General features: G+C 48.8%; 16 protein-coding genes and 1 pseudogene. 12 read left to right on the top strand and 5 right to left on the bottom strand.

All coding sequences use genetic code 11. The features are described 5' to 3' along the window. Positions 1-125: 125 nt before the first annotated feature. The 7 genes and pseudogenes from NLX71_RS07140 to NLX71_RS07170 all read left to right on the top strand — a co-directional run. Positions 126-1,118, top strand: a complete 993-nt coding sequence (locus NLX71_RS07140) for an ABC transporter substrate-binding protein (RefSeq protein ID WP_254362799.1) — start codon at positions 126-128, stop codon at positions 1,116-1,118. A gap of 66 nt (positions 1,119-1,184) precedes the next feature. Then, on the top strand, positions 1,185-2,195 hold the full coding sequence (locus NLX71_RS07145; RefSeq protein ID WP_254362800.1) for a FecCD family ABC transporter permease: 1,011 nt from the start codon (positions 1,185-1,187) through the stop codon (positions 2,193-2,195). Beyond that, positions 2,192-3,232 carry a FecCD family ABC transporter permease gene (locus tag NLX71_RS07150; RefSeq protein ID WP_254362801.1) on the top strand — a complete coding sequence of 347 codons (1,041 nt, stop codon included), beginning with the start codon at positions 2,192-2,194 and terminating at the stop codon, positions 3,230-3,232. The genes NLX71_RS07145 and NLX71_RS07150 overlap by 4 nt, the downstream gene beginning before the upstream one ends. Next, positions 3,229-4,107, top strand: a complete 879-nt coding sequence (locus NLX71_RS07155) for an ABC transporter ATP-binding protein (protein ID WP_254362802.1) — start codon at positions 3,229-3,231, stop codon at positions 4,105-4,107. The genes NLX71_RS07150 and NLX71_RS07155 overlap by 4 nt, the downstream gene beginning before the upstream one ends. Continuing rightward, positions 4,088-4,669: a nitroreductase family protein gene (locus NLX71_RS07160; RefSeq protein ID WP_254362803.1), complete on the top strand. Its 582-nt coding sequence runs from the start codon at positions 4,088-4,090 to the stop codon at positions 4,667-4,669. The genes NLX71_RS07155 and NLX71_RS07160 overlap by 20 nt, the downstream gene beginning before the upstream one ends. A 95-nt stretch (positions 4,670-4,764) precedes the next feature. Further along, positions 4,765-6,306: a helix-turn-helix domain-containing protein gene (locus tag NLX71_RS07165; RefSeq protein WP_254362804.1), complete on the top strand. Its 1,542-nt coding sequence runs from the start codon at positions 4,765-4,767 to the stop codon at positions 6,304-6,306. Between the two features lie 50 nt (positions 6,307-6,356). After that, positions 6,357-6,563 (top strand): annotated as a pseudogene (locus NLX71_RS07170) (sigma factor-like helix-turn-helix DNA-binding protein); the annotation flags it as partial. Between the two features lie 9 nt (positions 6,564-6,572). Here the strand turns inward: NLX71_RS07170 and NLX71_RS27005 are convergent. Further along, on the bottom strand, positions 6,573-6,719 hold the full coding sequence (locus NLX71_RS27005; protein WP_375377899.1) for an S-layer homology domain-containing protein: 147 nt from the start codon (positions 6,717-6,719) through the stop codon (positions 6,573-6,575). 148 nt (positions 6,720-6,867) lie between these two features. On the opposite strand from NLX71_RS27005, the gene NLX71_RS07175 reads away from it, so the two are divergent. The 3 genes from NLX71_RS07175 to NLX71_RS07185 all read left to right on the top strand — a co-directional run bounded on the left by NLX71_RS07175 (position 6,868) and on the right by NLX71_RS07185 (position 8,182). Next, positions 6,868-7,323, top strand: coding sequence for a hypothetical protein (locus NLX71_RS07175; protein WP_254362805.1), 456 nt, complete (start codon positions 6,868-6,870; stop codon positions 7,321-7,323). Continuing rightward, complete coding sequence (locus NLX71_RS07180) at positions 7,316-7,522, top strand: helix-turn-helix transcriptional regulator (protein ID WP_160043326.1); 207 nt, start codon at positions 7,316-7,318, stop codon at positions 7,520-7,522. Before NLX71_RS07175 ends, NLX71_RS07180 begins: the two co-directional genes overlap by 8 nt. A gap of 102 nt (positions 7,523-7,624) precedes the next feature. After that, entirely contained in the window at positions 7,625-8,182 is a 558-nt protein-coding gene (locus NLX71_RS07185) for a sugar O-acetyltransferase (RefSeq protein ID WP_254362806.1), read from the top strand. 38 nt (positions 8,183-8,220) lie between these two features. Here NLX71_RS07185 and NLX71_RS07190 read toward each other — a convergent pair whose 3' ends face one another. The 3 genes from NLX71_RS07190 to NLX71_RS07200 all read right to left on the bottom strand — a co-directional run bounded on the left by NLX71_RS07190 (position 8,221) and on the right by NLX71_RS07200 (position 9,672). Then, entirely contained in the window at positions 8,221-8,679 is a 459-nt protein-coding gene (locus NLX71_RS07190; protein ID WP_254362807.1) for a hypothetical protein, read from the bottom strand. Continuing rightward, the gene (locus tag NLX71_RS07195) at positions 8,648-8,935 is read right to left on the bottom strand and encodes a hypothetical protein (RefSeq protein ID WP_254362808.1); all 288 of its coding nucleotides are present in this window, start codon (positions 8,933-8,935) and stop codon (positions 8,648-8,650) included. The genes NLX71_RS07190 and NLX71_RS07195 overlap by 32 nt, the downstream gene beginning before the upstream one ends. Positions 8,936-9,228: 293 nt before the next feature. Continuing rightward, the gene (locus NLX71_RS07200; RefSeq protein WP_254362809.1) at positions 9,229-9,672 is read right to left on the bottom strand and encodes a hypothetical protein; all 444 of its coding nucleotides are present in this window, start codon (positions 9,670-9,672) and stop codon (positions 9,229-9,231) included. Between the two features lie 344 nt (positions 9,673-10,016). Here NLX71_RS07200 and NLX71_RS07205 point away from each other — a divergent pair, with 344 nt between their 5' ends. Beyond that, positions 10,017-10,343 (top strand): helix-turn-helix domain-containing protein, encoded by a 327-nt coding sequence (locus tag NLX71_RS07205; RefSeq protein ID WP_254362810.1) that lies wholly within the window; start codon positions 10,017-10,019, stop codon positions 10,341-10,343. A gap of 77 nt (positions 10,344-10,420) precedes the next feature. Here the strand turns inward: NLX71_RS07205 and NLX71_RS07210 are convergent, their stop codons facing one another. Further along, positions 10,421-10,750: a hypothetical protein gene (locus tag NLX71_RS07210; protein WP_254362811.1), complete on the bottom strand. Its 330-nt coding sequence runs from the start codon at positions 10,748-10,750 to the stop codon at positions 10,421-10,423. Positions 10,751-11,416: 666 nt separating this feature from the next. On the opposite strand from NLX71_RS07210, the gene NLX71_RS07215 reads away from it, so the two are divergent. Continuing rightward, the gene (locus NLX71_RS07215; protein WP_254362812.1) at positions 11,417-12,685 is read left to right on the top strand and encodes an MFS transporter; all 1,269 of its coding nucleotides are present in this window, start codon (positions 11,417-11,419) and stop codon (positions 12,683-12,685) included. Positions 12,686-12,754: the final 69 nt, after the last annotated feature.

Here is a 12,754-nt window from a genome sequence, read left to right on the forward strand (position 1 = left end):
ATAAAACTTGCCCATTATAATGATAATGATTATTATTATCAATAGAATTCAGCATCCGCATTCCAAATAGAGATGACTTGCTCATCAACTGTGTTTGCCTTGCTGTACGAGGAGGAAGAAAGAAAATGAGATTTTTGCAATTGATGGTCGTTTTCATTTTTACGCTTGCGCTGACGGCATGCGGCACATCTTCAACCACGACGAACGGGAGCGCAAGCAGTTCTGCGACACCGGCTGCAACGGGCGCATCCACTACGGACACGGGCGAGAAAACGATCAAGCACGCCATGGGGACAGTTACGCTGAAGAAAAAACCGGAACGTGTCGTCGTTCTTTTTAATGGGATGACCGATATTACCGCGCATCTGGGCGTGAAACCGATAGGTTCGGTAGAGTCTTGGGAAGAAAAGCCTTGGTACAACTACCTTCGCGCCAAAATGGATGGGGTGAAGAATCTCGGGGAAGAAACACAGCCTAACGTTGAGGCGATCATCGCGCTCAAGCCGGATCTGATTATCGGCACGAAAGCCCGCCACGAGAAAATTTACCCGCAGCTTAGCAGTATCGCTCCAACGCTGATCACAGAAGAGATTTTCGATTGGAAAGCGAATCTGAAATATGCGGCCGATGCGCTGTATAAGAAAGAAGAAGGCGACAAGATCCTCGCTGATTGGGATAAGAAGGTAGCCGAATTCAAACAAAAAGCCGGCGATAAGCTCGGGAAGACCGAGGTATCGATCGTCCGCTTCGAAAGAGACGGCAGCGCGCGCTTCTATGCGACTGGATTTGCCGGCACCATTTTCAAAGAATTAGGCTTGGCGCGTCCGCAGGCGCAAATTCTTGAGCCGGGCAAAGCCGTCTTGAATCTGACGACGAAAGAGCAAATGTCGCAGCTGGATGGCGACTATATTTTTGACATTACAAGATTGAACGCAGCAGAACCGGCAGTTGAAAAATCGCAAAACGACTGGAAGGCGCACCCGCTCTGGAAAAACCTGAAGGGTGTCAAGAACGGTAAGTACTTTAAGGTTGACGCGATCACATGGAATCTGGCGGGCGGCTCGATGGCGGCGCAAGCCATGCTGGCGGACCTCTACAAATATCTCGACATTAAATAAGGAATTGGGTAAAGGAATGAGCGATGTGATCGTTCATTCCTTTATGAGCATAGGGAGAATCTCATGATGAACCATACAAAAACGGGCTTTTGGAGAGCCGTCTGGTTGTTGATTTTCGTGCTGATATTGCTCGGCTGCTTCGTCTCGAGCGTTCTGTTCGGCGCGACGCAGTATGAGTGGTCGACGGCGTGGTCGTCCATGTTTCACTATGACGAGAGTGTGAATGATCAAATTATTTTGCGTACGACGCGAGTGCCACGGGCCTGCATCGCTGCTGCCGTCGGGGCCAGCCTGGCCATTGCCGGCGTGCTGATGCAAACGCTCACTCGCAACCCGTTGGCTTCCCCAAGCGTACTCGGCGTGAATGCGGGAGCGTCCTTTTTGGTCGTGCTGGCGGCGGTTACGTTCTCCGTCTCATCCTTGCCGACACTGATGTGGATCGCTTTTATCGGGGCGGCGCTGGGCGCAGTCACGGTCTACATGCTGGGCTCCATCGGCAGAGACGGGCTGACGCCGCTTAAAATCGTGCTGGCCGGCTCGGCGATGACGGCGCTGTTTTCCTCTTTTACCCAAGCGGTTCTGGTACTCAATCAGCAGGGTATCGGCACGGTGCTCTTCTGGCTGACCGGCACGATCGCGGGCCGTTCTCCTGATTTTCTCATCACGGTGCTGCCATATATGGTGATTGCCTGGATTGCAGCTTGGCTGCTTTCCAAGGATATGAACTTGCTCCAGATGGGGGAGGAAACGGCCAAAGGCTTGGGGCAGAAAACCTTGCTCGTGAAGTCCCTGGCGGGAATTTTCATTATCGTGTTGGCGGGCTGCTCGGTATCCGTTGCGGGGCCGATTGGTTTTATCGGGATTGTCATCCCGCATATTTCGCGTTTTTTTGGCGGTATGGATCATCGCTGGGTCATCCCGTATTGCGGGGTGCTGGGTGCGATTTTACTGATGCTGGCTGATATCGGCGCGCGGTTTATCGCCATCCCGGAGGAAATGCCTGTGGGGGTCATGACGGCGGTCATCGGTGTTCCGTTTTTCATCTACATCGCGCGTAAGGGGCTGGCCAAAGCATGAAGTTGTATAACTCGGTTCGTTTTAGAGGCGGAGCCGTCTCTTTTTTGATACACCGGAAATCGGTTCGCATTACGCTTCTCCTGTTTGTAGCTTGTCTCGCTGTCGCGATTGTCAGCACGGGACTCGGGGAAATGGTGATTTCACCGCTTGACGTGATTCGTAGTGTATTTGGCATGGGTGCGGAAGAGCACGCGATGGTGATTCAAAAAATCCGGCTTCCACGCATCATCGTTGCTCTGCTGGTGGGTGCTTCGTTGGCAGCGGCAGGCGCGATTCTGCAAGGCATTATTCGAAATCCGTTATCCTCCCCGGATATTACGGGCGTAACCGGTGGGGCATCTGTCGGCGCGGTGACGTTCCTGACGTATTTTCTAGGTGTGCTCAGCATCCGTTGGTTGCCTGTCGCGGCGATGCTGGGGGCGGCGATCGTGTCGATTATTTTATATCTGTTGGCTTGGAAAAAGGGAGTCACCCCCATTCGGCTGGTCTTGGTCGGGATCGGTATGGCCGCCTTGATGTCGGCTGCGACTACGATGATGATCGTGTTCAGCCCGACGAATGATCCGGCACAAGTGTACTTGTGGCTGACCGGCTCCGTGTATGCATCGAACTGGGAAAATGTGCTCACCATACTCCCGTGGACTGTAATCTTGATTCCGCTCGCATTTATCATGGCCCGGCATGTCAATATCGGGCAGCTCGGTGACGATATCGCGTCCAGCGCCGGCAGCGCCGTCGAATGGAACCGCTTGATCTTGCTGTTCATCAGTGTAGCGCTAGCCGGATCGGCGGTATCCGTCGCAGGTGGCATCGGCTTTGTGGGGCTCATTGCACCTCATATGGCGCGGAAGCTGGTCGGTTCCAGCTTTGAAAATGTTCTGCCTGTTGCCGCTTTGCTAGGGGGGGCGGTTGTAATGCTGGCCGATCTTGTCGGGCGCACGCTCTTTCTTCCGCTTGATATACCGGTTGGGGTATTCACTTCCGCCATCGGCGCGCCTTTCTTTATTTATTTGTTGTATACCAAACGGAATTCATGAAAGGAGTAGTTGCTGTGCAAACCTTAGAGACCAAAGAGCTGCATTTGACCTACGGAGGGAAGAGTGTCATTGAAGGACTTAACCTTTCCATTCCAAAAGGAAAAATTACCGTATTCATCGGCGCCAACGGCTGCGGCAAATCAACGCTTCTGCGGTCGATGGCCCGCTTGTTGAAGCCTGCTAAGGGAGAAATTATTTTGGACGGCAAGCAAATTGCCGGCATTCCGACGAAGGACATTGCGAAGCGTTTGTCGATCCTGCCGCAGGGGCCGATCGCGCCGGAGGGTCTGACCGTTTTTCAACTGGTAAAACAGGGACGTTACCCGTATCAGCACTGGCTGAAGCAATGGTCGGAGGACGATGAGCGTTATGTGCAGGATGCGCTGCGTGTCACCAAGACGGCGGAGCTGGCCGATATGGCGGTGGATGCCTTGTCGGGCGGCCAACGGCAGCGGGCCTGGATTGCGATGACACTGGCACAGGGGACGCAGACGATTCTGCTGGATGAGCCGACAACGTATTTGGATATGGCGCATCAGGTGGATATTCTGGATTTGTTGTTTGAACTGAATGAAAAAGAACAGCGCACGATCGTCATGGTGCTGCATGATCTCAATCTGGCATGCCGCTATGCGCATCATCTGATTGCGGTGAAGGATAAAACCGTTTACGCCCAAGGCAAGCCGGAGGATGTGATTAATTCCGAGCTTGTTCGGCACGTTTTCGGCATGGAATGCGAGGTTTTGTCCGATCCGTTCTTCAGTACACCGCTTTGTATACCGAAAGGGAAAGGGCGGCAATCTGATCGGGCTACTAGGAACGTCACGATACCAAACATGAAAGAAGGTCAAAAAGATGAACATATCCTTATCTAACTCCCATCAAGCAGGTGCAATCGCCCAAGTGATCAAAGAAAGAAGAACGATCCGGCAATTCAAGAGCGACCCCGTGGCAGACGATTTGCTGCTGGACCTCCTGAATGTGGCGATCTGGGCGCCGAATCATGAGAACAGGCAGCCTTGGCGCTTTCTTTTGTATAAAGGGCAAGGGCGGGTGGCTTTGGCGGATGCCATGATTTCGACTTACGCAGCAGAAGAACGCGGGAAGTACGGGAAGCGCAAACGGGAATATTTCCTGGAGGTACCTGCCCATCTTGTGGTCGTGCTGAAGGAGGACGCGCGTCAAAAGCAATGGGACGAAGATTATGCAGCAACCTGTGCATTAATTCAAAATTTCCAGCTGGCTGCCTGGGAGCAGGGGCTAGGCGTGGTGTGGAAAACGAACCACTATAATTATGATCCGAAATTCCGTCGTGCGATCAGTATTCAGCCTGGGGAAAAAATCGTCGCCGTTCTCCATATCGGATATCCGGCAATCGTTCCTCCCGTACGGAAACGTACCCCTGCGGAAGAGTTGTTGACAATTATTGAGAAATAATCCTCTCCCAACCTTTTCAAGAGGAGAATGAGCGTTTATACTCAAATATATGATAATGATTCTCATTCTCTAACTTGCTAAGGGGGAAATTTGCTATGCTTCCGGCATCGGGACGCGCATACGCTTTCGTCTATTTGTCTTCCATCCGCAAGCGCCGATACCACGAACGGAACATCCTGCATGCAAAGCGGGTTCCGGGGAATCTGCTTTGCATCGCAGCGCAAGGGAAGGGGCACCTCTATACCGAGCATCACAATATTCCAATTAAGCCGGGACAATGCGTATGGTTGACCCCGGGTATGCATATCGAAATTTTGCAGGAGTCGGATGACCTGGAGGTTTATCTCCTTGGGGTTCGGGAGCTTGCCTTGGCTAAACGCAAGGGGGGCTGGAATCTGACGCCTGCTGATCCTGCACCCCCGGGCAGCTTGAAGTCCATCATGAGTAAGCCGATGTTGGAGGGCGTGAATCGGCTGTATGAGGACAGTAAGGAACGGGCGGTTACTGACCCCTGTATCCAGCAGCGTTTTCAGAGCCTGCTTCATGGGCTGAACGAGCAATTCACTGTTCATTGCGAGAGTGAGAATGCGAAGACAGGCATCGAACGAACGATTGGCTACATGCATAAGCATTATGGCGAAAAAATCAAGCTGGAAACCTTATCGGACCTCGCAGGGCTGACGCCGACCTCGTACTCGAGGGGCTTTAAAAAAGCGAAAAACATATCTCCGGTTGAATATTTAAACCAGATCCGTATCGATTCAGCCAAGCGCTTGCTGCAGCAGCCGGATTACTCGATCAAGGCAGCGGCCAGCGCCGTCGGCATGGGCAGTGAATTTTATTTCAGCCGGATGTTTAAGAAGGCGGTTGGCCTTTCACCCACGCTTTTTATGAAACGAAAACAAATAAAGATCGCCACCGCTTCCTGCTTCCGGTACAAAGACTGCTTGCAGTCCTTGGGGGTAGAGGATGCCTTCGAATTGGATTCTTTTTTGAGCAGGGACACAGAGGAAGATAAGCGCTTCGTAGAACTACAACTGGAACAAATGCGCGAATTCCGGCCGGATGTCATCGTCGTCGATGCAATGCACCATGTGCTTTATGAACGCTTAAAGCAGATTGCGCCTACCGTTGTCCTTCGCCTCACGATGGATTGGCGCTGGGGATTTATGCGGCTGGCCGAGTTGGTCGGCAGAGAAGCCGAGGCGCGGTATACGTGCCGCCAGTTGGAGGCTCGGGTGAAGGCTGCGAGGAAGCGGTTGGCGCAAACCATCGGCAGCAAAACGATCTCGCTGGTCCGGCTGCAGCACGGCAAAATCCGTGTGCAAGGGAGAATCGACCATCCAGTTAGCAATCTGCTGTACGCCGAGCTGGGACTGCAGCCGGGCAGCTTCGTTCCGACAAACCAAAGAATCAAGGATTTTACGGTGGAGAGCTTGACTCCCTTTGATACTGATTATTTGTTGGTGTATCAGGATTCCGAAGAGGATAGCGGCTTGCTCAAGGCAATTGCCTGGCAGGGAGCTAGCGAGATGGAGGCGAACCAGACGGTCCTTATTCCAAATTGGGTCAGCATGAGCTGGGCGCCATCCGGACAGCATCGGATCATCGACGAGCTGGAGCAGTGGAGAGTATAGCGATTGTTAGGGAGGAAAGTGCCTGGTGGGGCACTTTTTTTGCTGCAAAAGAGAAGGGGAACGAGATCACCTTGATTGATATCCTCGGTACCGAAGCCGACGATGTCGTGGATAAACGGGAAAAGGAAGTGGTCGTCGGGCGGTTTGGGCTGGAGTTTGCTGGTGAAGAGCGGACGCAGAGGGAGATTGCGAAGGAACTGGGGATATCGCGGTCGTATGTGTCGCGGATTGAGAAGCGGGCGCTCATGAAGCTGTAATGATATTCATCAGCTCATGCGGGGTTTCCAAATTGCTGCTACTTCAGCTCTCGTAATAAGCGCTTTTGGAGCCAATTCCGCGCCGTTTCTTCCCGATACGATACCCGCTTGAACACTGTCTGCAATGCTGCACGGAGGATATACTTTCTGAAACAGCTGCTTATATGTTACGGTCTGATGATTTGCTCACACTCTTTCGAGTGATTTTATCACGGGGTTTCACCCTTGAAAGTATACCTTGTTTTTGTAACTCTAAGGTGATATTATGAGTGCTAAAGGTTACATTATTGAGGGGGAGATCCATTTGGCATCTGAAGTAACACAGTTGGAAAAGGACAGGACAAAATTCATTAAAAGAAGCCTGATTGGTTTTGCAATATGGCAGCTGACCTATTTGATTCAGTATCTACATGTAGACACTGTCAAATTAATCACAGGCTTCACTGCCATTATTTCTGTTATTGGTGGGGTTGTCTGGGCGTATTATCTCATGAAAATTGTCCTGTTATCGTTTCTCATGCAAAAGAAGCGCCCATTGGCCATTTCATTAAATAATGAGTATTTTCAAGTGATTCGACTTAAGAGCTTTAGGATAGGCTTTTGGGTTATTTTGGGGTTGGTTGGGATTTTATTTACGCTCAGCTTGTATGTTGCATTAAATATCCAGCTTGTTTTACACCTATTGCTCGTTGTTGGTGTCATTTCTCCCCTAGTAAGTTACTTAATCCTTGACAAAGATGAGGTTCTCGACGATGAGTGAAGATGTTCTAGAAAATACTATAAAGGTGCAACGAGCCAAAATGAATTTGACACAAGAACAGTTAGCAGAGTTGATTGGGGTCACCAGAAAGACGGTCAACACGATTGAAAATGGCAAGTTCATACCGAGTACAGTGTTAGCCATTAAGATGGCAAGAGTTTTTGGTCTTCCCGTCGAGGAATTGTTTATTCTGAAATAACGTGGGACTGAACGCCTTTGAGGGGGCACCGAAGAACGCCTCCCTTCAACAAGAGAATTCTCTCGTGTATACTTAGTAAACATTGTACTAAGGAGGACTTCCATGAACGGAAATAATAAAGAAAAGGTCTATTATGAACGTGGAACGAATGAACTGCGGGAGAAAAGCTTGCGTGCGCAAAAGCTTGTGAAAGCCTTCAATGACTGCGATCCTGAGTACGCGCAAGAGAAAGAACGAATAATTCGAGAACTGTTCGGCAGCGTTGGTGAAGGAGCAAGCATCGAGCATAATTTCCATTGTGATTTGGGATATAACATCCATGTCGGACGTAATTTCTATGCAGGCTACAACTGCACCATAATGGATATGGCGGAAGTCCGCATAGGCGACGACTGTATGATTGCACCAAATGTCGGAATCTACACAGCGGGTCATTCGATTGAACCGAAAAACCGTAATAAAGGCGGTTACGGTATACCGATTGCTATTGGCAACAATGTATGGATTGGTGGACATTGCTCCATTTTGCCTCGGGTAACAATCGGTGACAATTCTATTGTAGCGGCGGGTTCTGTAGTGACGAAAGATGTTCCTGCAAATACGATTGTCGCGGGTAATCCTGCCAAGTTGTTGAGGCACATCGCAGAGGAACAATATTGATTTTATATAGCGTTGCTTGAAACAAACGGGAACGATATTCATTGAAAATCTCGCGAGTACTCAATTGCTTTTGGAACTTTAGCGTAAACTTTTTGCTGGCTGGTATAAGAGGTATCATACATATACCTGTCCCCATTATATACACGATAAACATCGGTTTTGTTGACAATCGTTGATCCTAAGTCATATTGAATAGCACCGTAGTAATCACGATGGTTAGGAACAGATTCCGGAGCCGTGTATACTTTTGTTGTTGAATATGTGTATTTGAACCCGCCAGTTGCCTCATTTGTCCATGCGATATTAATGACTTTTTGAAGTTCAACTCCAACACTAGATTGAATTTTGACGTTGGCACTAACCTCAATCGTTTTTGCAATCGTATTGGTTCCGCCTCTAGGAACACTGCATAAGAATGAATCTTGTTCCCTTGGACCTACATTGAAATTACCGTCTGCAACGGTTTTATACGGGTACTGAGTAGGTCGAATAAGCATAAACCTCGCTAATATTCCCTTGTGGAGTAATTTCCCTGCCTGAGTCTTTCTTCGCTAATGCCTCGTCAATAAATCTTACGGTAGCGTTATCTTGACCTTGGGGTTTGCCTACAACAACCGGTGCAGCCGAGGATGCAACTTGCGAGCTTGTCACAGCTTCCTTTTCGAAAATTGGATGAGCAACAACAGGAGATACAACGAGTGTTAGAGCTGCTAAAGAAGTGGCGATAACGGCAGGAATACGCTTAGGAGTCAAGTGGATAACCTCCCTAAAGGAATAATATGGTACAATTAACATAATGTCATAAATCGATTTATATTTAAATATAAAATTCAAAAGGAGGTATATTATGGTTAGTAGAGGGGTTATGTGGAACTTGATTATTTTGTTTTCTATTTTGTAGCAAAGCTCGGCCAACCTTCGGGCGGCAAACCCGGCACCTGTCGATGCCCTGTATACCGCGTCGTATAAGTTCTTAATGCCGTATAATCACTCAAAGATAGCACCGATCCGGGCAAGGTAGCGAATTCGTTCTTCACTTTCCCCGGCTAGTAAATAATCACCAGATTGTAAAAATAGGCGGATTCATTTGGCTTTTCATTTTGAAACAGCTTTTCCGCAACAGCAAAAAGAATCGATACATTTTTTTGATTATCCAGCAGCTTAGAGACGATCGGTTCAATGCAATCGTACCGGCCGACCTCCGCACATCGGACCAGGTACGGAACTAACCGTTTTCGTGATAACCGATCTTCCGAGTAGCATTCATCCGGATATAGTTCATACTGCCAACCAGGAGCCTGATTAAAAACCATGGCTAAAGTATCGAGCTGACCAATGGTCATTGATCGGGAAGCTTCGTTCAAACTCAAAATGCTGCTTAAATTTCCGACGGGGATACGAGTTAATTCAGCTAGCTTCGTAAGACTATAGCCATGTAGTTTTTGCTGGTGTTCGATCTCGGTGCGCAAACAACGAGTGACAACCTGCATCAAAATTCCCTCCCACAAAAACGAAAAATGATCTTACTACAATATACCATTGGATAATTTTAAAGCAATTTTTTAAAAATAAGTGATAAATTAACAATCAAAGAAAAGCTCCGTCCCATCCCCCTTCTTTTGACTTGAATTGCATAAAACGCTTTTCCTGCTTTTAGGTTTACTCTTTACGCAGAAATCATTTTTGTAGGCAGAACTAAAGGTGATATGGGAAAAGTATATCGAATAGAACTTTAAAGTTCAATTAATTATATAAATAATGAATTTATAATTGCCTCCAATCTTACAGACACCTTGTCTACACTTCTATGTAAAGAGAGGTGACGAAACTGGACATGAACCTTGCTAAAATGATAGGAGATCAAATTCGACATTTCCGCAACCTTCGAGGTTTAACACAGGAACAATTAGCCGAAGCCTTGGAATCCCATGGAACGTATATCGGTCGTTTGGAACGGGGCGAGCAAAACGTACAGCTCGCAACGCTTGAAAAAATAGCGGAAGCCTTACATATTAGCGTATTCGCCTTTTTTAATCATGATCAGTTTGAACACCTGAAAAATCAGGAGTGGATATGGCGCTCCGTATTACTGCTGCAGGAGCAGCAAGAAGTCGATCAACAACGGGCCTATCGTGTACTAAAAGAAATGTTTACGAGATGAAATAAGCTTCCCTGTCAAGGGAAGCTTATTTCATAGGCACTGAACAGCAGGCTGTCCTTAAAATAAAGTGGTAGACTTTAGCTTAGCGGTCTAGTTGAACTTAATAGCTGATTCTGTTGGTTGCTAAAAGTTACTGTAAGCTCAATATGTTCTAACGATTTTTCACTTGAGTCGATTATTTCATTATCAAATTCCCATGAAACCATTATGGTTACATTATTTCCAGCAGGTAAGAAAAGGCTTCTCCTAAACCATCTTGCTCGGTGATTATCACCTACGATTTTTACCTGTTGTTTTTCCTCATCTTCAACTAATACTTCATATTCCTTACCTCGTGTCAAAGCATTTACATATGTCCCTACATAATTGCATACTACAATTTTGTTGTTTATTTTTTCATTATTCATTGCAAATTCCACCCTCATTTATTGCATTTTTGAAATAAGAATATCAAAAACCATCGAATTACACTAAACTGCCCGTTAGCTTAATAAACAAAAACAACAATGACGTATAACAGAGCCTTTCCTTAAGGAAACGATCCGGAACAGGAATAGACAAGTAAATGCCCCCAGAAATCGAAACAGCGACAGCCATGGACGAGAAAATATAGTCCTGGACTGTCGCTGTTTCATTGAACTAACGATCCCTACGAGCATTAAACAACAGCCCTTCCTTGAGAATCAGACTATCGAATAGGCTTTTTTTGCAAAAGCTTTTCTACTCATAACCGAAAGAAGGGCTTAGGGGAGCTGCTTGTAGGTTGGGCACGCTCCAATTCTTCGGCAATGATGCGGATGCCCTCTTCAATAGCATGCTCATCGGTCCGAATGATGCTAAGACGCAGCAAGTTAAGCTTATCTTTATAGTAAATATCGGTGTCGTACTGTGCGTGGCGATCGCACGGCGATTTGCATCGAAATAGTTCCCAAGGATAGCTCCGATTTCGTAGAGCTATTCTTAATCTGGATCTTTTTTGACCGTTGGAAAAAAGAGATTCAAATCATTGACGGAATCGGTTACTCTTAAAACTAGAGTACAAACGCTGCATGACTTCGAAGGACGGGTGGCCGATGTCGGTTTTATTATATGAATGGAAGATGCAGTTTCTCGGATACAGCCGGAATCTCCGGTTGTTTCTTTGCTTTAATTTCGTATGGAATTTGGGGCTCGGGATGTTCGGCCTCGTCTACAATCTCTATGTCAAAGCGCTCGGCTACGACCAGACGATGGTCGGGCATATCGTCGGTATGGCGGCTGCGGCCGCAGCGCTCGTGCTGGTGCCGGCCGGAATCATGAACGACAGGTTCGGTCCGAAGCGGCTCGTGACGACGGGGGGCTTTTTGGTGATCGCGGCTCTAACGGCCCGCTCGCTGATCGATGGCGAGCAGGGGCTGCTCGTCTCCGCATTTTTGGGCGGAATGACGCTGGCGGTCGTGTCCGCGACCGTCATTCCGTTCATGGCGAACCATTCCACCCCGTCGCAGCGGGTGCATTTGTTCAGCTTGAACCTGGCTCTCGTCATGTTTGCAAGCGTTATCGGCAATGTCTTCGGCGGGTTTCTCACCGACACGCTTCAGTTCACCTTCGGTCTTGATGGCGTCCAGAGCCTGCGTCTGACCTTGCTGACGGGCGTGGGCATCGCGGCGCTCGGGCTGATTCCCGTCCTGATGCTGAAGGGGGCCCGGGAGGAACGACCGTCCGGCGGAAAGTTGTCGTGGCGGCATGCGGTACAGCATCATAAAACGTCGCTTCAAGTGATCGGCCTCTTCGTTCTGCTCGGGCTGATGACCTCGACGGCCGGAGGTATGGTGGTGCCCTACTTGAACGTCTATTTCGAAGATCGCTTCGGCGCCTCGAAATCGGTGATCGGCGTCATCGTGTCCTTGGGGCAGGGCGCGACCGCGCTCGCGTACTTAATCGGTCCGGTCATCGCCCGGCGGCTTGGGGAAGCGAAAGCGGTCATCTTGCTTCAACTGTGCTCGATCCCGTTCCTGCTCATTACGGCGTTTTCGACCAATCTGATGATCGCGAGCGGAGGGTATTTGTTCCGGCAGGCTTTAATGAATGCCGCCAATCCGTTCTACAACACGATCAAGATGAAATACGTCGACCGCTCGATGCGCGGACTTGCCTCCAGCTCCGGAGAAGCGGTGTTCAATCTGGGCTGGTTTCTGGCTTCGCCGGTCAGTACCGGACTTGTCGCTCAATACGGCAGCTACTACGGCTACGTTTACGCGTTCGTCATTACAGCGGTGGTGTATACGGTCGTTTCGATGTTGTTCTACGTCTTTTTCGGCAAAAACCGGTTCAAGCCCGTGGAAGCGGAAGAGACGGGGTAAGCTGCGGTCGTTGAACGAACTGGCCGCAATCGTGGGACGAATCGCGGTATAACGCCAGCAGTAAAGACA

Source organism: Paenibacillus sp. MZ04-78.2, from assembly GCF_024213375.1.
Classification (GTDB): Bacteria; Bacillota; Bacilli; order Paenibacillales; family NBRC-103111; genus Paenibacillus_G.